The 21,709-nt window shown below is 71.3% G+C and carries 13 protein-coding genes; 3 read left to right on the plus strand and 10 right to left on the minus strand.

The window, feature by feature from the left end; all coding sequences use genetic code 11:
- Positions 1 to 178: 178 nt before the first annotated feature.
- From ACFV20_RS29050 to ACFV20_RS29060, 3 genes are all read right to left on the minus strand, one after another.
- Complete coding sequence (locus ACFV20_RS29050; RefSeq protein ID WP_385661683.1) at positions 179 to 5,131, minus strand: NAD-glutamate dehydrogenase; 4,953 nt, start codon at positions 5,129 to 5,131, stop codon at positions 179 to 181.
- A gap of 660 nt (positions 5,132 to 5,791) precedes the next feature.
- Entirely contained in the window at positions 5,792 to 6,457 is a 666-nt protein-coding gene (locus ACFV20_RS29055; RefSeq protein ID WP_385661685.1) for an HAD family hydrolase, read from the minus strand.
- A 94-nt stretch (positions 6,458 to 6,551) separates the two neighbouring features.
- Positions 6,552 to 7,055, minus strand: a complete 504-nt coding sequence (locus tag ACFV20_RS29060) for a DUF6912 family protein (RefSeq protein WP_385661687.1) — start codon at positions 7,053 to 7,055, stop codon at positions 6,552 to 6,554.
- Between the two features lie 729 nt (positions 7,056 to 7,784).
- Here ACFV20_RS29060 and ACFV20_RS29065 point away from each other — a divergent pair.
- Entirely contained in the window at positions 7,785 to 8,135 is a 351-nt protein-coding gene (locus ACFV20_RS29065; protein WP_385661690.1) for an Rv3235 family protein, read from the plus strand.
- Between the two features lie 409 nt (positions 8,136 to 8,544).
- On the opposite strand, the gene secA is transcribed toward ACFV20_RS29065, so the two are convergent.
- Positions 8,545 to 11,391, minus strand: a complete 2,847-nt coding sequence (gene secA / locus ACFV20_RS29070) for a preprotein translocase subunit SecA (RefSeq protein ID WP_385661693.1) — start codon at positions 11,389 to 11,391, stop codon at positions 8,545 to 8,547.
- Between the two features lie 278 nt (positions 11,392 to 11,669).
- Here secA and ACFV20_RS29075 point away from each other — a divergent pair, with 278 nt between their 5' ends.
- Entirely contained in the window at positions 11,670 to 12,236 is a 567-nt protein-coding gene (locus ACFV20_RS29075) for a GNAT family N-acetyltransferase (protein WP_385661695.1), read from the plus strand.
- Between the two features lie 68 nt (positions 12,237 to 12,304).
- Positions 12,305 to 13,477 carry a winged helix-turn-helix domain-containing protein gene (locus ACFV20_RS29080; RefSeq protein ID WP_385661698.1) on the plus strand — a complete coding sequence of 391 codons (1,173 nt, stop codon included), beginning with the start codon at positions 12,305 to 12,307 and terminating at the stop codon, positions 13,475 to 13,477.
- A gap of 8 nt (positions 13,478 to 13,485) precedes the next feature.
- Here ACFV20_RS29080 and ACFV20_RS29085 read toward each other — a convergent pair whose 3' ends face one another.
- From ACFV20_RS29085 to mtrA, 6 genes are all read right to left on the minus strand, one after another.
- Entirely contained in the window at positions 13,486 to 14,232 is a 747-nt protein-coding gene (locus ACFV20_RS29085; RefSeq protein WP_107455305.1) for a response regulator transcription factor, read from the minus strand.
- A gap of 204 nt (positions 14,233 to 14,436) precedes the next feature.
- Positions 14,437 to 15,132 carry a ribosome hibernation-promoting factor, HPF/YfiA family gene (gene hpf / locus ACFV20_RS29090; protein WP_385661701.1) on the minus strand — a complete coding sequence of 232 codons (696 nt, stop codon included), beginning with the start codon at positions 15,130 to 15,132 and terminating at the stop codon, positions 14,437 to 14,439.
- A gap of 312 nt (positions 15,133 to 15,444) precedes the next feature.
- Complete coding sequence (locus ACFV20_RS29095) at positions 15,445 to 16,368, minus strand: ComF family protein (RefSeq protein ID WP_385661704.1); 924 nt, start codon at positions 16,366 to 16,368, stop codon at positions 15,445 to 15,447.
- A gap of 276 nt (positions 16,369 to 16,644) precedes the next feature.
- Positions 16,645 to 18,474 (minus strand): LpqB family beta-propeller domain-containing protein, encoded by a 1,830-nt coding sequence (locus ACFV20_RS29100; RefSeq protein ID WP_385661707.1) that lies wholly within the window; start codon positions 18,472 to 18,474, stop codon positions 16,645 to 16,647.
- Positions 18,464 to 20,824 carry an MtrAB system histidine kinase MtrB gene (gene mtrB, locus ACFV20_RS29105; protein ID WP_385661710.1) on the minus strand — a complete coding sequence of 787 codons (2,361 nt, stop codon included), beginning with the start codon at positions 20,822 to 20,824 and terminating at the stop codon, positions 18,464 to 18,466. The genes ACFV20_RS29100 and mtrB overlap by 11 nt, the downstream gene beginning before the upstream one ends.
- Position 20,825: 1 nt before the next feature.
- Positions 20,826 to 21,515, minus strand: a complete 690-nt coding sequence (gene mtrA / locus ACFV20_RS29110; protein ID WP_009188938.1) for a two-component system response regulator MtrA — start codon at positions 21,513 to 21,515, stop codon at positions 20,826 to 20,828.
- Between the last annotated feature and the right edge of the window lie 194 nt (positions 21,516 to 21,709).

Below are 21,709 nucleotides of genomic sequence, written 5' to 3' on the forward strand. Positions count from 1 at the left end.
AAGCAGAGGCGCCCCGCCGCACGCCAAGCAGAGGCGCCCCAGCACGCCCAGCAGGGGCGCCTCGCCGCGCGCCCGGCAGAGACGCCTCAGTGCACGCCAAGCAGAGGCGCCCCGCCGCACGCCAAGCAGAGGCGCCCCGGGCCGATCGTGGCCCGGGGCGTCTCTCATGACGTGCGCGCTACGAGTGCGTGCGCAGCAGCGTCCTCATCGTGCGCATCGCCACCGACAGGTTGGCGAGGTCGAACGCGTCGGACCCCTGGATCTCCTCCAGGGTGGTGCGGGCGCGGCCGAGGATCGCCGCGTTCTTCTGCTCCCACGCCTTGTAGCGCTGCTCGGGCGTCGAGGTGCCGTTGCCGACCGCCAGGACGTCGGCCGTCAGCGCCGCGTGCGCCGCGTACAGGTCCTCTCGAATCGCCGCGCGGGCCATGGACTGCCAGCGGTCGGCGCGGGGCAGCTCGATGATGCGGTCCATGAGCTGGGTGATGCGCAGCCGGTCGGCGAGGTCGTAGTAGACCTCGGCGACGTCCATCGGCTCCCGGCCCATGCGGTCGGCGATCGAGACGATGTCGAGCGTCGGGAAGGCCGAGGAGAAACCGGCCACCCGGGTGGCGAGGTCCTCCGGGACGCCCGCGCCCGTCAGCTCGTCGTAGATCTTCTGGTACCACTCCAGGTCGGCGCCGCGCAGCAGCTTCGGCAGCTGCCCCCAGACCTGCTCGACCCGGTCGGCGAAGAAGTCGACCGTCCCGGTGAGCTCCAGCGGCTGCGGCCGGTTGTTGAGCAGCCAGCGCGTGCCACGCTCCACCAGGCGCCGGGCGTGCAGCCGGATGCGGGTCTGGACCTCTGCGTCGACCTTGTTGTCGAGCGCCTCGACCCCGTCCCACACCGGCGACTGCCGGAAGATCGCCCGGGCCGCGGTCTGCGCCCGCACGATCTCCTCCAGCGACGCGCCCGTCTCCTCGCGCAGCCGGTGCAGATACGTCGTACCGCCGGTGTTCACCGTGTCGTTGACCAGCACGGTCGTGGTGATCTCACGGCGCAGCGGGTGGCAGACGAGGTGCTCGGGGTACTGCTCGCGCAGCTCCTTCGGGAAGTACGCGTGCAGCAGGGTGCTCAGGTACGGGTCGTCCGGCAGCGTGGTGTGCAGCAGCTCCTCGGCGACCGTGATCTTCGTGTACGCCAGCAGTACGGCCGTCTCCGGCCCGGTCAGGCCCTGGCCCTGGGCGAGCCGCTCGCGGATCTGCCGGTCGCTGGGCAGGAACTCCAGCGCCCGGTCGAGGTGGCCTTCCCTGACCAGGTGCTTCATGAAGCGCTGCTGGGCGTGGAGCATGGCGCTGGACTGGGCGAGGGCGTTGGCGATCGCCGTGTTCTGCGCGTAGTTGTTGCGCAGCACCAGGCGGCCGACCTCGTCGGTCATCTCGGCGAGCAGCTTGTTGCGCTGCTTGACGGTCATGTCGCCGTCCCTGACCAGGCCGTTGAGCAGGATCTTGATGTTCACCTCGTGGTCGGAGGTGTCCACGCCGGCGCTGTTGTCGATGGCGTCGGTGTTGATCCGGCCGCCCTGCAGCGCGAACTCGATCCGGCCGAGCTGGGTCAGTCCGAGGTTGCCGCCCTCGCCGACGACCTTGACGCGCAGGTCCTTGCCGTCGACCCGGATGGCGTCGTTGGCCTTGTCGCCGACGTCCGCGTTGGACTCGGTGGAGGACTTGACGTACGTGCCGATGCCGCCGTTCCACAGCAGGTCCACCGGCGCGTGGAGGATGGCCTTCATCAGGTCGGCCGGGGTCAGCTTGGTGACCTTGGCCTCGATGCCGAGGGCCTCGCGGATGTGCGCGTTGACGGGGATCGCCTTGGCCGTGCGCGGGAAGATGCCGCCGCCGGCCGACAGCAGCTCGGTGTTGTAGTCCTCCCAGCTGGAGCGGGGCAGCTCGAAGAGGCGGCGGCGCTCGGCGTAGGAGGTGGCGGCGTCCGGGGTCGGGTCGATGAAGATGTGCCGGTGGTCGAAGGCCGCGACCAGGCGGATGTGCTCGGAGAGCAGCATGCCGTTGCCGAACACGTCACCGGACATGTCGCCGATGCCGACGACCGTGAAGTCCTCGGTCTGGGTGTCGACGCCCATGTCGCGGAAGTGCCGCTTGACGGACTCCCAGGCACCGCGGGCGGTGATGCCCATGCCCTTGTGGTCGTAGCCGGCGGAACCGCCGGAGGCGAAGGCGTCACCGAGCCAGAAGTTGTAGTTCTCGGCGACGCCGTTGGCGATGTCGGAGAAGGTCGCGGTGCCCTTGTCCGCGGCGACGACGAGGTAGGTGTCGTCCTCGTCGTGCCGGACGACGTCCGCCGGGGGCACGACCTCGCCCGCGACCATGTTGTCGGTGATGTCGAGCAGCGCCGAGATGAACGTCTTGTAGCTGGCGATGCCCTCGGCCATCCACGCGTCCCGGTCCACGGACGGGTCGGGCAGCTGCTTGGCGACGAAGCCGCCCTTGGCGCCGACGGGCACGATGACGGTGTTCTTCACCATCTGCGCCTTGACCAGGCCGAGGATCTCCGTGCGGAAGTCCTCACGCCGGTCGGACCAGCGCAGACCACCGCGCGCGACCTTGCCGAAGCGCAGGTGCACGCCCTCGACGCGCGGCGAGTACACCCAGATCTCGAACGCCGGGCGGGGCGCCGGCAGGTCGGGGATGGCCTGCGGGTCGAACTTCATGGAGACGTAGTCGTGCGGCTTGCCGCCCGCGGCCTCCTGGAAGAAGTTGGTCCGCAGCGTCGCCTTGATGACGGTCAGGAAGGACCGCAGGATCCGGTCCTCGTCGAGCGAGGCCACCTGGTCGAGGGCCGCGTCGACCTCCTCCAGCAGCGCGTCCACGATCTCGTGGCCCGCACGCTGCCGGTCCGGCGACATCCGCGCCTCGAACAGGGAGACGAGCAGCCGGGTGGTGTGGACGTTGTTGCGGAGGGTGTCCTCCATGTAGTCCTGGCTGAACGTCGACGCCGCCTGGCGCAGGTACTTCGCGTACGCCCGCAGCACCATCGCCTGGCGCCAGGTCAGCCCGGCGCTCAGCACGAGGGCGTTGAAGCCGTCGTTCTCCGCCTTGCCGGTCCAGGTGGCGGCGAAGGCGTCCTGGAAGCGCTCGCGGGCGTCGTCGCCGAAGTGGTCCCCGCCGCCGGTGGCGCGGGGCATGCGCAGACCGAAGTCGTAGATCCAGGCCACGCTGCGGTCCGAGCAGCGCAGCTCGTACGGCCGCTCGTCGACGACCTCGACGCCGAGCCGGTTGAGGACCGGCAGGACGGCCGAGAGGGAGATCGCGTCGCCCGTGCGGTAGATCTTGAAGCGGCGCTCCTCGGGCGCGGCGCCCACCGGCTCGTACAGGCTGAGCGCGAAGTCCTGGCCGGCCTCGTTGTTCAGCTGCTCGAGGTGGACGAGGTCGGCGACCGCGGCGCGCGGGTTGTGGTCGGCCTTGTAGCCCTCGGGGAAGGCGTGCGCGTACCGGCGCATCGCCTCGGCCGCGTGCTCCTCGCCGAGCTCGGCGTTGAGGGCCTCGGCGAAGGCGTCCTCCCAGGAGCGGGCGGCCTCCACCAGCCGGGCCTCGATGCGCTCCTTGTCGGAGTCGGACAGCTCCGGCAGCTCGGTGCCCTGCGGGACCCGGACCACGAAGTGCAGCCGGGACAGGATCGACTCGGTGTTCCAGGCGGTGAAGTCGACGCTGATGCCGCCGAGCTCCTCCTTGAGGATCTCGATGATCCGCAGGCGGACGGCCGTGGTGTAGCGGTCGCGCGGGAGGTAGACGAGGGCGCTGTAGTAGCGCCCGTACTCGTCCTGGCGCAGGTAGAGCCGCAGCCGGCGGCGCTCCTGGAGGTACAGCACGGAGGTGACGATGGAACGCAGCTCGTCGACCGGGGTCTGGAACAGCTCGTCGCGCGGGTACGTCTCCAGGATCTGCGTCAGGTCCCGGCCGTCGTGGCTGTTGGGCGAGAACCCGGCCTGCTGCAGGACCTCCTCGACCTTGCGCCGGATGACCGGCACGCGGCGCACGGACTCGGTGTAGGCGGCGGAGGAGAACAGTCCGAGGAACCGCCGCTCGCCGATGACGTTGCCCTCGGCGTCGAACTTCTTGACGCCGATGTAGTCCAGGTACGACGGGCGGTGCACGGTCGCCCGGCTGTTCGCCTTGGTCAGCACGAGCAACTTGTGCTCGCGTGCCTTGGCCCGGGCGTCGGCGGGCAGCCGCTCGAACGACGGGCTGACCGGGTGGCTCTCCTCACCGGCGTGCTGCGGGTCCGCGCGCAGTATGCCGAGCCCGGTGCCGGGGACGGCGGCCAGGGAGTCGTCCTCGCGCAGCTGGTACTCGCGGTAGCCGAGGAAGGTGAAGTGGTCGTCGGCCAGCCAGCGCAGCAGCTCGCGGGCCTCCTCGACCTGGGGTCCGGGCAGGTCGTCGGGCACGGGCTCGTCCGGCAGCCCCTCCGCCAGCCGGGTGGCCGCGTCCCGCATCTTGCCCCAGTCCTCGACGGCCTCGCGGGCGTCGGACAGCACGCGCAGCAGGTCGGCGGTGATCTGCTTCAGATCGGCCCGGTCGGTCTCGCGGTCGATCTCGACGTGGATCCAGGACTCGACGTGCGCGTCGTGCGGGAGGTCGCCGGTGGGCGGGGTCGACAGCACCTCGATGAGCTTGCCGGTGACATCGCGCCGCACGACGAACTGCGGGTGGATGACGACGTGGATCCCGCGTCCCTGCCGGGTCAGCTCGTTGGTGACGGAGTCGACGAGGAAGGGCATGTCGTCGGTGACGACCTCGACCACGGAGTGGCTGCAGGTCCACCCGTTCTCTTCCACCGTGGGGGTGTGCACCCGGACGTTGGCGGTGCCCTGGGGGCGGTTCTCGGCCAGCCGGTAGTGCGATACGGCGGCTCCGAAGATGTCGACCGGGTCGCGGTCGGTCAGGTCCTCCGGGGCCGTGTGCAGGTAGTAGCGCTGGAGGAACGTGCGGAGGGTCTCGCGGTCCGGTGCCTTCTGGGCGTCCGGGGTCTCCTCGCCCGTCGACCCGGTCGGTAGGTGCCCCCCGACCGGGCTGTTCTCAGCTACCCGGGCGGCCCTCTCGAGCAACTCGGCCTTGGCTTCGTCCAGCTTGGTCTGCATTGTCCTCTGGCTCCTGTCGCGCGCCGTTGCGTGACGTAGAAGGAAGTACGGCCTCTGCGCTCACGGCCTCACGTCCTGACACGGGGTATCCGGTCTGTTCCGACGCTATGCCGCGAGGCGAGATGGGCGGGGGTGTCTGAGCCAATCTTGAGCTGGGCCACCGGTGTGACGCTGCTCTCTGCGACGCCTGAATCCTGGTGGTGCTCGGCGTCCCGGGAGTCCTCGATGTCACGTCCCGCCCGCGAGGACCAGCGACTGCCGCCCGGTCACGGATGTCGTCCGTGCTCTCCGGGCGCAGGGCAGGGACGACGACGTCCCCGCGAACTATCGCGCTGATCACGCCACCAAGGCTATCGCTCCTTACAGGGGCTCCGTCATGAGCCGTATGTGTACAAAACCAGCCCTGGAAGTTTGACGTTCTGCACAGTGCCGCTCCGCGTTTCGGCCAGGGCGGGGACGACCGGCACGCCAGGGCGGGGTCGGCCGAGCGCGGTCAGGGCGCGGTCGACCGGCGCGGGCGTGGGGTCGACCGGCGCGGGCGTGGGGTCGACCGGCGCGGGGGTGGGGTCGGCCGAGCGCGGTCAGGGTGCCGCCGGTCGGCGCCGGGGGTGCGGTCGGCCGAGCGCGGTCAAGGTGCGGTCGACCGGCGCGAGGGTGGGGTCAGGCGGCGAGCCGCTCCGCCTCCGCGACCGCTTCCTCCAGCGTGTCCACGACCGGCACACCGACGGCTTCCAGGCTCACTCTGCTGTGCGACCCGCCGGTGTACAGCACGGCCCGCGCCCCGACGTGCAGTGCCGCCACCGCGTCGTCGGCGGCGTCCCCGATCACCACGGTCCGCTCCGCAGCCACCCCGCTCAGCGACGCCAGGTGCCGCACCATGTGCTCGGCCTTGCTACCGCCGGACGGCCCGGTCCGCCCGTCCACCCGTATGAAGTGCGGCTCGATGCCGAATCCCCGCACCAGCGGGACGAGCTCCTCGTGCACGTACATGCTCAGGATCGACTGGCTGCGGCCCGACGAGCGCCAGCCGGCCAGGAGCTCCACGGCCCCCGCCGTCAGCCCGCACGACGTCCGGTGCTCGGCGTAGTACCGGTGGAAGACGTCGTCCATGGCCTCCCACTCGGTCTCGGTCGGCAGCCGCCCCATGAGCCGCTCATAGAACTTCGGCACCGGGACGCAGTACAGCTCCCGGTACTTCTCCAGCGTCAGCGGCTCCAGGCCCAGCTCGGCGAAGGCCGCGTTCGTCGCTCCGATGATCGCGTCGATGTCGTGGAACAGCGTCCCGTTCCAGTCCCACACGATGTGCGCGCCCGTCTTCATCCCCATGCCCGAAAACGTACCCGCCCCCACTGACAATGAAGAGAACGGCACCTCAACGCGCCCCCGGCGCCGGTTTCGGTCCGCCGCCACGGCCCGGGGTTCAGTCCCCGCGGCCGACCAGGTTCGCGATCTCCTGTGTGGCGAACCACAGCAGCTCGTGGTCCTCCGCCGCGTCCACGACGCGCTGCGCGTCGTCGTCCCCGCCGTCCGCGGCCGGCAGCGCCCCGGCGGCGGCCGTCACGTCGGCCTCCGCGTCCGGGGCGTCGACATGCACGGACGCGGCCTTGGCCAGCGGCACCGGACCCGTGAGCCGCACCTCACCCGGCTCCTCCGGGTCGTGGTCCGCGCTCGCGGCCCGGTCGGCTACGTCGACGGCGATCACGATCCGGCGCCGTGGGGCCCCGGCCTCGGCCGCCAGCAGACGCAGCGAGGCGAGTGCGGCCCGGCCGAGCGCGGCGTACTCCAGTTCCTCGATGTCGTCGGAGGCGTACCACTCGCGCAGCCCGGGCGTCACGGCATAGGCGACGAGCGGCCCGGCGCCCAGCTCACCCGTCTTGTACGCCTCGGCGAGACCGGGGAGGGTCAGGGGCACGTAGACACGCATGGCTGGCCGCTTTCGTGGTCGTGGACGGAGGGCTCGGCACGGCTCCGGAGGGTGTCCGGGACCGGCTCCGGAGGGCCTTCAGGATACGTGCGGGGCGTCCCCTTTCGAGTCCCGCCCCGTGCGCCCGGACCCGTCCACCCCGGTCCCGGAATTCACCCGGCACACCCGCGTACCCACAGGCCGCACCCCCGAGGACATCACCCGGATAGGTGAACATCCCGGCCCCCGCGACCCGAACCGCCCTTCCTTGCCGCCGCCCCCGCCGGGCCCGTACAAGATCACCGACCGAAGTTACTCCCCGGTATGCACCGGACCCACGAACGGGGACCCCCCATGCACAAGGTCATGACCCGAACCCGCCCGAACACGGCCTCCCACACCCCCGACGACGCGAACCCGGGCGTGCGCAGCGGAGTCGCCCCACGCACCCTCGTGAGCGGAGCCCCCCACGCCGCCCTCCGGAGCACTGACACGGCGCCCCCTCGCGCCGGCGGCACGCCCCCGCGTTCTCCCGGTACCGGCCGTGCACGGCCGCCGGCCGCAGGCGGACGGCCGCCCGCCTCGGGTCGTGCCAGGGCGACCCGTACGCGCCCTGCGGACACCCGTCCGCCGTCCCTCCCGACGGCCCGCACAGCGCCCCGCCGGACCACGCGGGCACCCGGCTCCCCGGCTGACCCGAACGTCGCCACAGTCACCGCCCGCGTCCCGTCCCAGGGCTCCCGTCCCGCCGTGCTCCCCCAGCCCCTGCCCACCGACGTCTTCGCCGATCTCCTCGTGGCCGTTCTGAGCGGCCACCGCCCTGTCCACTCGATGCTCCGCCACACCCGCGGCCGCGCCTACGACGAGCTGGCGTGGCTGGCCGAACGCGGCCCCCTGCGCACCCGCGGCACCCGCCCCGTCGTCCGCGACATCGGCTGGTGCGAACCCCGGCCGGGCGCCATCGAGGCCTTCGCCCGCATCGGCGCGGGTGACCGGCTGCGCGCCATGGCCTTCCGGCTGGAACTCGGCCAGGACCTCCGCTGGCGCTGCACAGCAGTGGAACTCGGCGGCCCGCGCCCGCCCCGCCACGACTCCGACTGAGACCGGCCACCACCACACCCGGACACGAGCTGACCGGGGCCGGTCGAGACCGCACCCGGACACGAGCTGACCGGGCCGGTCGCCACCACGCCCGTGCGGGGGGGCTGAGCGGGGCCCGGTCGACACCACACCCGGGCACGAGCTGACCGGGCCGGTCGGCACCGCACCCGGGCACGAGCTGACCGCGGCCGGTCGACACTACGCCCGCGCGAGGACTGACCAGGGCCCGGTCGAGGGCGTGTCCGTGCGGGGGCTGACCGGGGCGGGCGCGCGCCGGGACGGGACGAGGTCTGTCGAGACCGCACCCGTGCGGGGACCGGCCGATGTCCGTCGAGGCCGCGCCGTGCCCATGACGAAGGGGCCGGGCACCCTCAGGTGCCCGGCCCCTTCAGCCGCTACGCGGCAACCGTCACTTCTTGCGGCGACCCCGGCCCCGCGCCTGCTTGCGCCGCTCCGCCCGCGTCAGGCCGTCGGCCTCGGACCGCACCGGCTCGCCGTCCTCGGTGAAGTCGCCCTCGATGGTGCCGCCCTCGCCGTCGACCGTCGGCGCGGAGAAGTGGAGGTTGCGCCGCTGCGGGACGTCGAGTCCCTTGGCACGGATCTCCGGACGGGAACCCGCCTGCGCCGGCACCGCGTCGTGCTTCTCCAGGTCCGCCACCGGCTTGGTGTCCTCGACCGGGACCTCCTCGACCTGCTGCTCCACCTGGACCTCCAGGTTGAACAGGTAGCCGACGGACTCCTCCTTGATGCCCTCCATCATCGCGGTGAACATGTCGAAGCCCTCGCGCTGGTACTCGACCAGCGGGTCCTTCTGCGCCATCGCGCGCAGGCCGATGCCCTCCTGGAGGTAGTCCATCTCGTAGAGGTGCTCGCGCCACTTGCGGTCCAGGACCGACAGCACGACCCGGCGCTCCAGCTCACGCATGATCTCGGAGCCGAGCTGCGCCTCACGCGCCTCGTACTGCTCGTGGATGTCGTCCTTGATGGAGTCACCGATGAACTCGGCGGTCAGACCGGCCCGGTCGCCGGCCGCCTCCTCCAGCTCCTCGATCGTGACACTGCACGGGTAGAGCTGCTTGAAGGCGCCCCACAGCCGGTCGAGGTCCCAGTCCTCGGGGAAGCCCTCGGCGGTCTCGGCCTGGACGTACGCGTCGATGGTGTCGTCCATGAAGTGCTGCACCTGCTCGTGCAGGTCCTCGCCCTCCAGGACGCGACGGCGCTCGCCGTAGATGACCTCACGCTGGCGGTTGAGGACCTCGTCGTACTTGAGGACGTTCTTGCGTGTCTCGAAGTTCTGCTGCTCCACCTGCGACTGGGCGGAGGCGATCGCGCGGGTGACCATCTTGTTCTCGATCGGCACGTCGTCCGGGACGTTCGCCATGGACATCACACGCTCGACCATCTGGGCCTTGAACAGCCGCATCAGGTCGTCACCGAGGGAGAGGTAGAACCGGGACTCGCCCGGGTCGCCCTGACGGCCGGAACGACCACGCAGCTGGTTGTCGATGCGCCGCGACTCGTGCCGCTCGGTGCCCAGCACGTAGAGGCCGCCGAGCTTCTCGACCTCGTCCTTCTCGTTCTGGACGGCCTTCTCGGCCCGCTTCAGCGCCTCGGGCAGGGCGTGCGCCCACTCCTCGATGTGCTCCTCGGGGTCCAGGCCGCGCTGGCGCAGCTCCGCCTCGGCGAGGTCCTCGGGGTTGCCGCCGAGCTTGATGTCCGTACCTCGGCCGGCCATGTTGGTGGCCACCGTGACGGCGCCCTTGCGGCCGGCCTGGGCGACGATCGTCGCCTCACGGTCGTGCTGCTTGGCGTTGAGCACCTCGTGCTGGATGCCGCGCTTGCTGAGCTGCTGCGAGAGGTACTCGGACTTCTCGACGGAGGTGGTGCCGACGAGGATCGGCTGGCCCTTGCGGTGCTTCTCCTCGATGTCGTCGACGACCGCCTCGAACTTGGCGACCTCGGTGCGGTAGATCAGGTCCGACTGGTCCTTGCGGACCATCGGCCGGTTGGTCGGGATCGGCACCACGCCGAGCTTGTAGATCTGGTGGAACTCGGCGGCCTCGGTCATGGCCGTACCGGTCATGCCGCACAGACCCGGCTGTTCCTTGCCGTTGTGGTCGTGGCGCTTGTAGAGGCGGAAGAAGTTCTGGAGGGTGATCGTGGCGAGCGTCTGGTTCTCGTCCTTGATCGGCACCCCTTCCTTCGCCTCGATCGCCTGGTGCATGCCCTCGTTGTAACGGCGGCCGGCGAGGATACGTCCGGTGTGCTCGTCGACGATCATGACCTCGTCGTCGATGATGACGTAGTCCTTGTCCTTCTTGAAGAGCTCCTTCGCCTTGATGGCGTTGTTCAGGTAGCCCACCAGAGGGGTGTTCACCGACTCGTAGAGGTTGTCGATGCCCAGCCAGTCCTCGACCTTGGCGACGCCGGACTCGTGGATGGCGACCGTGCGCTTCTTCTCGTCGACGTCGTAGTCGCCGGTCTCCTCGATGCCCTTGAGCGGCTGGCCGGCCTCGCCGCGCTTGAGGCGCTTCACCAGCTTGGCGAAGTCCCCGTACCACTTCGTGGCCTGGTCGGCCGGGCCTGAGATGATCAGCGGCGTACGGGCCTCGTCGATGAGGATCGAGTCGACCTCGTCGACGATGGCGAAGTTGTGGCCGCGCTGGACGAGCTCGTCCTGGGACCACGCCATGTTGTCGCGCAGGTAGTCGAAGCCGAACTCGTTGTTCGTGCCGTAGGTGATGTCGCAGGCGTACTGCTCGCGGCGCTGAGCCGGCGTCATGTTGGCGAGGATGCAGCCGACCTCGAGGCCCAGGAACCGGTGGACGCGGCCCATCATCTCGGAGTCGCGCTCGGCCAGGTAGTCGTTGACCGTGATGATGTGGACGCCCTTGCCGGACAGTGCGTTCAGGTACGCCGGCAGGGTGCCGACGAGGGTCTTGCCCTCACCGGTCTTCATCTCGGCCACGTACCCCATGTGCAGGGCCGCGCCGCCCATCATCTGCACGTCGTAGTGACGCTGGCCGAGGACGCGCTTGGCGGCCTCGCGGACGGTGGCGAACGCCTCGGGCAGCAGGTCGTCCAGGGTCTCGCCGTCGGCGTAGCGCTGCTTGTACTCATCGGTGAGGGCGCGCAGCTCGGCGTCGGAGAGGTCGACGAAGTCCTCTTCGATGGAGTTGACCTGGTCCGCGATGCGGTGCAGCTTGCGCAGGATCTTGCCTTCGCCTGCACGCATGATCTTCGAGAGGACGGACACGGGGGTTGGTCTCCTTGCCGGTCGGGCCTGGGACGGTCGGTTACCACTTGACTTACTGAGCAACGGCCATCGTATGCGAGGACCCCGCCGCGCCGGGAGGGCCTGCCGCGACGGCGACCGTCCGCTGCTTCACATCTGATGCACCTGCTTCAAAGGGGACAACGTGCGGCGCCCCCGGATAGTGCCGCACCCCCGGACCGAATTGCACAAAGCGTGATCACTCCTTCACCGAACGCAAAGGGATGGCACCGTGGCCCGCCGCCGAGCAGAATCGGCCGATGGACCCCGTCACCCTCACCACGGACCGTCTGGTGCTGCGCACGGTGGGCGCGCAGGACACCGACGCGGTGTACGACGCCTGCCAGGACCCCGAGATCCAGCGCTGGACCACGATCCCCTCCCCCTACCTGCGTGAGCACGCCAGGAGCTTCACGGAACAATTCGTCCCGGACGGCTGGGCGGACGGCTCCATGTTCACCTTCGGCGTCTTCCTGCACTCCGGAGAGCTGGCGGGCATGCTCAGCATCACCATGCGCGCCCTGGGCATGGGCGAGATCGGCTTCTGGGCGGCGAAGCGGCACCGCGCCAACGGCTACGTCACCGAGGCCGCCCTCACGGCGTGCCGGTGGGCCTTCACGCACGCCGCGATCGACCGCGTCGAGTGGCGGGCGACCGTGGGCAACCGGGCGTCCCGCGCGGTGGCGGAGCGAGCGGGCTTCACGATCGAGGGCACGCTGCGCTCCGCGACCAACAACAAGGGAGTCCGCCTGGACACCTGGGTGGGGTCCCTGCTCCCCTCGGACCTGGGTCTGCCGTCGACGGCCCCGTACCTGCCGGCCCGCTGACCGGCCCGGCCGCCCGGCGGACCCGCAGGTCAGACCGCACTGTCAGACCCGCCCCCTACGCTGCGACCATGACCACCCCGCGCCCCACCGCTGAACTCTCCGCAGACGAGGCCCGCAGGATCGCGCTCCGCGCCCAGGGCTTCCTCGGTGCTCCCGACCGGCGCTCCGGCGTCCGCGGCGTCCTCCGCCACCTGGGCGCGGTACAGCTCGACACCATCTCGGTCCTGGCGCGCTCCCACGAACTCGTGCCGTACGCCCGCCTGGGCGCGGTGGGCCGCGGGACGGTGGAGGAGGCCTACTGGCGGGACACGCACTCCTTCGAGTACTGGTCCCACGCCGCGTGCATCCTGCCCATCGAGGAGTGGCCCCACTTCGCCTTCCGCCGCCGCGCCTACCGCAACCGCCCGCACTGGAACCACGCACTGCCCGACGGCGCCTACGACCAGGTCGTCAAGCAGCTCCGCGCGGAGGGCCCCCTCACCGCCACGGAGTTGGGCGGCGCGAAGAAGACGAACGACTGGTGGGACTGGTCCGGCTCCAAGGTCGCCGTCGAGCGCGCCCTGATGTACGGCGAGGTGGTCTGCGTGGAGCGCCGCGGCTGGAAGCGCGTCTACGACCTCGCCGAGCGCGCCGTCCCGCAGGAGCTGCTCCACGACGAGCTGGACGACACCGAGTGCCTGCGCCGCCTGGTGGGCCTGGCGGGCCGCTCCCTGGGGGTCGGTACGCGCGCCGACATCGCCGACTACCACCGTCTCAAGGGTGAGCAGGTCGACGCCGTGATCGCCGACTCGGGCCTGGTCCCGGTGCGGGTCGAGGGCTGGGGCAAGCCGGCCTGGGCCGACCCCGCGGCTCTGGAGACGCCCCCGCGCGGCCGCCACCGCACCACGCTCCTGTCGCCCTTCGACTCCCTGATCTGGGAGCGGGCACGCACGGAGCGGATCTTCGGCTTCACCCACCGCCTGGAGGCCTACGTGCCCAAACAGAAGCGCGTGTACGGGTACTTCGCGATGCCGGTGCTGGCCGGCGGGCGTCTCGTGGGCCGCGTGGACCCGGCCCGTGAGGGCCGCACACTGGTGGCCAAGCAGGTCACGCTCGACGGCCCGAAGGCGGTCCCGGCCGTCGCCCAGGCCCTGGCCGAGGCGGCGACCTGGGTGGACTGCACCGACGTCCGCGTCGAACGGGTCGACTCGCCGGACCTGCGCGAGCCCCTCGCCCGGGAGCTCACTCGCGTGCTCGGCTGAGACCCCGCCTAGCGGATCTCGAGGATCTTCTCCCGCATCGCGTACACCACCGCTTCCATCCTGGAGTGCAGTTGCAGTTTCTCCAGGATGTTGCGGACGTGGTTCTTCACGGTGTTCTCGGAGATGAACAACTCCTTGGCGATGTCCCGGTTGTTCATTCCCGTGGCGACGAGCTTGAGGACTTCCAGTTCACGGTCGGTCAGGCGCGGTGCGGGCACCAGCCGCCGTTCGTCCGTGCGCTGGATCATCGACTTGAACTCCGTGAGGAGCTTCGACGCCATGGACGGGCTGATCTGGGACTGTCCGTCGGCCACCGCGCGGATGGCGGTCGCGACCTCGTCCGTGGAGATCTCCTTGAGGAGATAGCCGGTCGCGCCCGCCTTGATGGCGTCGTAGAGATCGGCTTCCTCGTCGCTGATCGTCAGCATGATGATCTTGGCGCTGGGCGCCACCTCCTTGATGGAGGTGCACGCCTCGATCCCGCCCCGCTTGGGCATCCGCACGTCCATCAGGACGATGTCGGGCAGCAGGTCGGCGGCCTTCTCGACGGCCTCGGCGCCGTCACCCGCCTCCCCGATCACCTGGATGTCCTCCTCGGCCGCGAGCACGATCTCCAGGCCACGGCGGAACAAGGCGTGGTCGTCCACCACGAGGACTCTGATCGGTTCCTTGCGGGGAGTCCCCGAGTCCGGGCCCATGCCGACGACGCCGTCGTCGGCATCCTCGTCACGCATCGGTCCGAAACTGTCCGCCATCGTTCCTCCCCCTGAAGGCTGTGGCCTGAGGTCCTGAGCCATCGCCAACCCAGAGCAACGACCCACCGGTTGGGCCGTGGCCGCCATGATTTCATGCCCGGACGGCGCCGGGGTGCCCGAGCGGGGCGCACGTGGTCGCACGGGGGTGCCCCTGGGGGCGCACACGCGCTCCAGGGGCACCTGTTCCGCTGTCACCCGGCACGGTCAGCCGCCGAGCGCACCGCCCGCGTCGGGGGAATGCGCCTGGGTGACCATCGTGTCCGTGCTGAGGTGGATCACGCCGTAGTCGTAGGCGTGCCGCCGGTAGACGACACTCGGTTCCTTGGTCTCGGAGTCGACGAACAGATAGAAGTCGTGGCCGACCAGCTCCATCTCGTAGAGAGCCTGGTCGAGCGTCATGGGGGCTGCGACGTGGGTCTTCTCGCGGACGACGATGGGACCGTCGCCCTGCACTTCCAGCGAGCCGATCTTCTTCGTGGGTACCGCCTCGGACTCCTCCTCGGAGGACGGCACCAGGCCGTTGCCGTTGAGCGTCGCGACACCCGGCACGTGGTCGGCGACCTCGGCGGCGGGGATCCGGCGCGCGCCACGGCGCGAGTACCGCTTGTCGTGCTGCCTGCGCAGCCGGGCTTCCAGCTTCTCCGCCGCCAGGTCGAGCGCCGCGTACGGATCACTCGCCGCTGCCTCCGCCCGGATCACCGGGCCGCGGGAGCGGAGCGTGATCTCCACTCGGTCACAGCGGTCGGCCTGCCGGGGATTCGGCTCCTTGGACACCTCGACGTCGAGGCTGATCACCTTGCCGTCGAGCTTCTGGATCTTCTCCAGCTTCAGCTTCTCGGCCACGTGCTTCCGGAACCGCTCGGGCACCTCGGTCTTGCGGCCCTTGACGACGATGTCCACGCAGAACTCCGTTCCCGGATCGCTCCGCCTCGATGCGGAGCGTCTCCCTTTTGCACCAGGCTCCGGTGAGTCCCGGAACCTCGGACTCGCGGTGACTTCCACCTCCTCCCCCGAGAGCGAGATCTCCAACTCCCCCGTTGCGAGTGCTGAAAAAACCCGCAGTACGGCATTCGGATTGAAGAGGTGTGGCCTGCGGCTTTCCCTCTCAACCGAACATATCTCGCCCGGCCGGATGTCGTCACCCTCTACTGCGGCGTACCTCCGTTCAGGTGAAAAGGCCCTCTCGTTACCTGCAACGACACAAGATCTCAATCAGTTCCGGTTTATTTCGAAAGAGTCCGGCGATGCCGCGACCACCGCCGCACACACCACGCCGATCACTCCGTCGCCGGCGACCGCACCCGCATTCACCTGCCGGGCGGGCCGCCGGCCCGTCCTCTCTCGCCTTGATCCGACGTTCTGTTCCTCTCTGCTTTCCCACGTCTCTCCCCCGTACACGGCCGAAGTGCACGCATCGTTCCGAATCGGCCCCGTCGCCCCCGCGGACAGCCCTGGCGCGTGCGAAGCCGCCCGTACGGCTCGCGCGGCCTCCGCCAGGGACGCACCCGTGGTCATCACGTCGTCGACGAGGACGACCGCACCGCCGCGGAGCAGCCGGACCCCTGCGGGCGCCACCGCCAGCGCGCCCGCGAGATTGGCCAGTCGCTGACGGGAGTTGAGCCCCGCCTGGTCGGCCACGGCCCGTCGCTGCCGCAGCACGCCGGCCACCCGGGCCGAGAGGCCCCGCCGCCGCAACTCGCCCGCCGCCGCCAGCGCGATCCGCCGCGCCGGATCATGCCCCCTGGCCCGCACCGCCCGCCGCCCGGACGGCACCGGCACGAGCAGCACCGGGACCCTGCCGCCCCGGGGCCACGCGACCTCGGCCCCCGCCAGGGCGGAGGCGTCCCGGAGCCCCGCGAGCACGGCTCCCGCCAGCGCCGCCCCGAGCGGCCCCGCGAGCGCCAGGGCGCCCCGTTCCTTGTGGGCCAGCAGCGTCGCCCGGACCTCGTCGGCGTACCGCCCGGCCGCGTGCACCCGAGGCAGCCCGGGCGGCTCCGGCACCGGCCGCACCCGCTGCGCCGCTCCCCCGCCCAGCACCGCACGGCACCGCGCGCACAGCACCGTACGCGGCGCCCCGCAGCCTCCGCACTCGCCCGGCAGCACCAGGTCGCCGAGGTCCCGCCACCACCCCCGCATGCCCACCACTGTGCCGCCCCGGGCCGGACCCGGCCACCCCTGTGGACAACCGGCCTGTGGACAACCAGTCGCCCCGCCACCAGCGCATCCCCCACACGAGCGACGCCCTCCGCACTCTCGTGACAACCCGCCCGGCACTGTCTCAGGCGGCACGCGCGGAAAGCGTCACCACCCCCGGACACGCCGACGGCCACCCCCGACGAGACCCGATCTCGCGAGAGCGGCCGCCCGCACCCGGTCCACCCCAGCCGCGCCTGCCGCCGGGGCGACCTCGCCTCACCCCGGATAGACCGGCGCCGTCCCCTCCGTCACCTTCTGCCACTGCTCGCCCGACGGCAGGCGGACGATGCCGTCCACCGAGTACGCCACCAGCGGCAGCTGGTCGTCCTCGGCGGCGGTGACCTCCTTGACCCCCGTCAGGGCCGCGGGGGCCGGCACGTCCGGCGTCGAGCCGTCGACCTGGACGTACCGCATCTGCTCCACACCGCCGTGCTCGCGCCCGACCACCACGAGCCGGCTGTCCCCGGCCCAGGACATGGTGGTGACCTCCTCCAACTCCGGCGTCGCGGAGCGCAGTTCGGCGACGCTGACGGTCGGCTCCGCACCGGACGTCTCGTCCCGCTCGATGAGGCCGACGAGCAGGGTCTTCTTGCCGCTCTTCTCCACGACCAGCGCGATCCGCACCCCGTCGGCGGCCACCCGCACGGACTGGATCCGTCCGTCCAGGTGGGGCATGCGCACCTGGACCGGGTCGCCCTTGCCCTCCTGGAAGAAGAGCAGCCGGGGGTCGTCGGGATCGCGGTCGGCCACCCACAGGCCGTCGTCCGCGTCCCAGCTGGGCGTCGTCAGCCGGTCCTTCTCGGCCGGGCCACTGCTGCGCAGCAGCGGGTCGCCCAGCGAACCGCCCGAGACCAGCGAACCCACGTACAGCGACTTGCCGTCGAGGCTGACGCCCGCCGCGGTGTGCTCGTCGCGCGAGACCGCCACCGACCGCAGCGCCGTTTCGCCGTCGCCGAGCGCCCCGGGCGCCGGGTCCGGCTTGGTGCCGCTGCTGCCCGCCGGGATCCGGACGAGCCGGTGCTTGCCGTCCACGAAGTACAGGTAGTCGGGGTGGCGCGCCGAGCTCCTCGTCGCCGCTGCGTCGGCCCCCGCCTGCGTGAGGGAGCACAGCTCCGCCCCGCCGGCCCGCAGCCCCACCTCGTCCACGGCCGGGCTGAGGTTGCGCAGCGTGAACAGGATCTGGGCGGCCATCTCCCGGCACCGGTTCGCGCCGATGCCGGCGGCCTTGTCGTTGAGCGGGACCGACAGCCGGTTGCGGTCGTCCGGTGCCAGCGCGCCTGCGTCCTTCGCCAGTGCCGTACCGGTGGGGAAGCTCGACCTGACCACCGGCCCGAGCCATCGCGTGGGCCCCTTGAGCAGGGAGTTCACCATCTGCGTCATGGGCTCCACGCGCCGGCGCACGTACACGGGGTCGGCGACCGCGCTGGGCTGGGCCTTCGACCCGGCCGCAGCGGTGTTCGAGGCGAAGTAGTACTTGCTGACGGACATGTAGTTGCGCTGGAAGTCCGACTCGCCCATGACGACGCCCTGCGGCAGCGCGTCGATCCGCCACTGCCGCTTGGCGTCCTGGGTCAGGTGCACGCTCCTGCCGTACGCCCCGGTCGCCGGCGCGTACGCCTGCTGGGCGTCCACGGTGGCGACCTTGGTGCCGGTCAGCGTGTACGAGATCTCGCCGGTGTCCTCGCCGCCGCCGCCCGCCTCCGGCTTGGCGCCCGGCCCGTCGGTCAGCACCGTGGCGGACGCCTCGGGCCGCCAGGTCTTCGCGGCCTCGCCGGTCAGGTACTGACGGGCGGTCTTGTAGTGCGGATCGTCGCTGGTGAGCGCCTCGAGGAAGCCCTGCACGATCTCCGAGGGCGGCGCGTCCTCCCCCGGCGGCACGGCGAACACCCGCACCTGGGTCTCCTGGCGCGGTGTGGACTCCACGCCGCGCAGATCCCCGCTGTCCGGCATCGAGGCACACCCCGCCAGCACCAGGACGCCACCGGCGGCGTACGCCATCACGCGCGCGGGCCTGCGCCGGCCGCGCCCCTCGCGGTCAGCGCCCACGAGATGCCTCCCCTTGCCTGTCCACGTTCCCCGGCCCGTTCCGACGGCCGCCAGGGCCCCCGGCCCCGTCGTGCCCGTCCCGCGGCCCGTTCACCACCGGCCCCGTCACGGCCCGGCCACCGGCACCCTCGTCACCCAGCGCCTCCTCACGGCCCCCGGCGGCCTCATCACGCACGGCCCCCTCAGGGCGGCCCCCGGCGCCCCCGTCGCCCACGGCCCCCTCACGGCCTCCGGCATCCGCGTCACGCCGGGCCACCACACGGCCTCCGGCACCCGCGTCACGACGGGCCTCCTCATGGCCGCCGGCCGTCCCGCCGGGACCCGGATCCTCCGCCCCGGACGTTTCGTCGGCCCGCCGCGTGCCCGAGTCGTCGGCCCGCCGCGTGCCCGAGGCGGGCCTGGGCACCACCCGCGAACCGTTGCCGGGCAGGGCCGTCGGGTCCGCCGTCGGAGCGACACGCGGCGGTATCGGATCCCGCTTCGCCCCCTGCGGCACCGGCCCGCTCACCGGCTGCGCCGGTACGGTCGCCCGCTTCTCGCCGTCCCCGCCGCACGGCAGCCCGGCGTCGTCGAGACCCCGGTTGCGCCGTGAGTCCTTGGGCTCCAGCGGTATCGGGGACCCGCGTAGCGGCTCGTCGGCGGTCCTGGGCAGCGTCAGCCGGAACTGGGAGCCGCCGCCCGGCTCGCCCCACGCCTGCAGCCAGCCGCCGTGCAGCCGCGCGTCCTCCAGGGCGATGGACAGCCCCAGCCCCGTGCCACCGGTGGTACGCGCCCGAGCCGGGTCCGCCCGCCAGAAGCGGCTGAACACCCGGGTCGCCTCGCCCGGCTTGAGCCCGACCCCGTAGTCCCGCACCGCCACAGCGACCGCACCGCCCGCCGCGGCCAGCTTGACGACGACGTCCTTGCCCTCGCCGTGCTCCACCGCGTTGACGACGAGGTTGCGCAGCACCCGCTCCACGCGCCGGGCATCGGCCTCGGCGACCACGGGCTGCTGATCGCCCAGGACCCGGATCCGGGTGCCCTTGCGCTCCGCGAGCGGCTCGGCCCCGCTGACCACCCGCCGTACGACGTTCCTGAGGTCTATCGGCTCCGCCTCCAGCGCCGCGGCGCCCGCGTCGAACCGGCTGATCTCCAGCAGGTCCGCGAGCAGCGACTCGAACCGGTCCAGCTGGTCGGCGAGCAGCTCCGCCGACCGCGCGGTCACCGGGTCGAAGTCCACACGCGCCTCGTGGATGACGTCCGCCGCCATCCGTACGGTCGTCAGCGGCGTACGCAGCTCGTGCGACACGTCGGAGACGAACCGGCGCTGCATCCGCGACAGGTCCTCCAGCTGGCTGATCTTCAACTGGAGGTTCTGCGCCATCTTGTTGAAGGCCTCGCCGAGCCGGGCGATGTCGTCCTCGCCGGTGACCTTCATACGTTCCTGGAGCCGCCCGGCCGACAGCCGCTCGGCGATCCCCGCCGCCATCCGCACCGGCGTGACGACCTGCCGCACCACGAGCCACGCGATGGCCCCGAGCAGGACGACGACGAACAGCCCGGCCGTCGCCAGCGTGCCCTTGACCAGGCTCAGCGACTTCTCCTCCTGGGTGAGCGGGAAGAGGTAGTACAGCTGGTACGGATCCCCGTTGGGGTCGTTGACCTGCTTGCCGATGACGAGGCCCGGCTGGGAGTCCTGGGTCCGGTTGTTGTAGACGATGCGCGTGTAGCTCTGCGCGGCCGTCGTGCTGCTGCCGATCCGCTCGCGCAGGTCGGCGGGCACGCTCCTGCTCCAGTTCACCTCGCCCGAGGCACGCGGCCCGCGCCCGCCGGTGCCGTCGGTGTCCGAGGCCGGGAGTGTGACCACGTCGAAGGCGCCCTGGCCGCCGCTGGACAGGGACGAGACGAGGTCGCTCATCCACTGGATGACGTTCTGCGCGGGCCGGCCGTCCGCCGTGGCGACGTCGTCGCCGGTGCCGCTCGCCGCCTCGTCGGCGCGCTGCTTGGCCACCGCGAAACCGCCCGTGGCCTGGCTCTGCGACGCCTTCACCTTCGCGTCCAGCAGGCCGTTGCGCACCTGCCCGATGACGACGAAGCCCAGCAGCAGCACCACACCCAGCGACATCAGCAGCGTCGTCGCGACGACCTTGAGCTGGATGTTGCGCCGCCACAGCCGCATGACGGGCAGCAGCGGCCTGCGCACCCACCGCATGAACAGGCGGATGACCGGGCTGCCCTGCACTCCGCCCTGGAGCAGCAGCCCGCCCTCCAGGAACCGCCCCCAGCGGGAGCCGGACCTCTTCCGCCGGACAGGCCGCCCCGAGCGGGCCCCGGACCGGCCGGGCGCCGAAGCGGCACTGTCGCCGGACATGTCAGCTCGGCCCTGCCTTGTATCCGACGCCACGGACGGTCACCACGATCTCCGGCTTCTCCGGGTCCTTCTCGACCTTGGAGCGCAGCCGCTGCACATGGACGTTGACCAGCCGCGTGTCCGCCGCGTGCCGGTAGCCCCAGACCTGCTCCAGCAGCACCTCGCGCGTGAACACCTGCCACGGCTTGCGGGCGAGCGCGACCAGCAGGTCGAACTCCAGCGGCGTCAGCGCGATCGACTGCCCGTCCCGCTTCACGGAGTGCCCCGCCACATCGATGACCAGGTCACCGATGGCCAGCTGCTCCGGAGCGGGCTCCTCCGACCTCCTGAGCCGCGCCCGGATCCGGGCCACCAGCTCCTTCGGCTTGAACGGCTTCACGATGTAGTCGTCGGCGCCCGATTCCAGGCCCACGACCACGTCGACGGTGTCGCTCTTCGCCGTCAGCATCACGATCGGCACGCCCGACTCGGCCCTGATCAGGCGGCACACCTCGATGCCGTCCCGACCGGGCAGCATCAGATCGAGCAGCACCAGATCCGGCTTGGCCTCACGGAACGCGGCCAGCGCCTTGTCACCGTCAGCCACGAACGACGGCTCGAAACCCTCACCACGCAGCACAATGCCGAGCATCTCGGCCAGTGCGGTGTCGTCGTCGACGACAAGGACTCGTCCCTTCATAAACGACATCATCCCATTCTCATAACAGTGGCGAAGGTAGTGGTGAGGTAGGTCACCGGCCAGTGACCATAGTCGCAGCAAGCGCTACTGTCTGCCCTCGCCCGCCCGCGGATGATCCACCCTCGGAGCGCGGCCCGCCCGATTCCGGGCGCCGGAGCCGGGGAGAGGGCGCCCGGAGCCCGCCTGCGCCCCGCACACCCTCCGTG

Origin of the sequence: Streptomyces sp. NPDC059696, assembly GCF_042733745.1 — a bacterium.
In the GTDB taxonomy this organism is placed as follows: domain Bacteria; phylum Actinomycetota; class Actinomycetes; order Streptomycetales; family Streptomycetaceae; genus Streptomyces.

Bases quoted from the DNA above. Each gene is read 5' to 3' on its own strand.
- ACFV20_RS29050 (WP_385661683.1), bottom strand. From the start codon at position 5,131: ATGCAGACCAAGCTGGACGAAGCCAAGGCCGAGTTGCTCGAGAGGGCC.
- ACFV20_RS29055 (WP_385661685.1), bottom strand. From the start codon at position 6,457: ATGGGGATGAAGACGGGCGCGCACATCGTGTGGGACTGGAACGGGACG.
- ACFV20_RS29060 (WP_385661687.1), bottom strand. From the start codon at position 7,055: ATGCGTGTCTACGTGCCCCTGACCCTCCCCGGTCTCGCCGAGGCGTAC.
- ACFV20_RS29075 (WP_385661695.1), top strand. From the start codon at position 11,670: ATGGACCCCGTCACCCTCACCACGGACCGTCTGGTGCTGCGCACGGTG.
- ACFV20_RS29080 (WP_385661698.1), top strand. From the start codon at position 12,305: ATGACCACCCCGCGCCCCACCGCTGAACTCTCCGCAGACGAGGCCCGC.
- ACFV20_RS29085 (WP_107455305.1), bottom strand. From the start codon at position 14,232: ATGGCGGACAGTTTCGGACCGATGCGTGACGAGGATGCCGACGACGGC.
- ACFV20_RS29095 (WP_385661704.1), bottom strand. From the start codon at position 16,368: ATGCGGGGGTGGTGGCGGGACCTCGGCGACCTGGTGCTGCCGGGCGAG.
- mtrB (WP_385661710.1), bottom strand. From the start codon at position 20,824: ATGTCCGGCGACAGTGCCGCTTCGGCGCCCGGCCGGTCCGGGGCCCGC.
- mtrA (WP_009188938.1), bottom strand. From the start codon at position 21,515: ATGATGTCGTTTATGAAGGGACGAGTCCTTGTCGTCGACGACGACACC.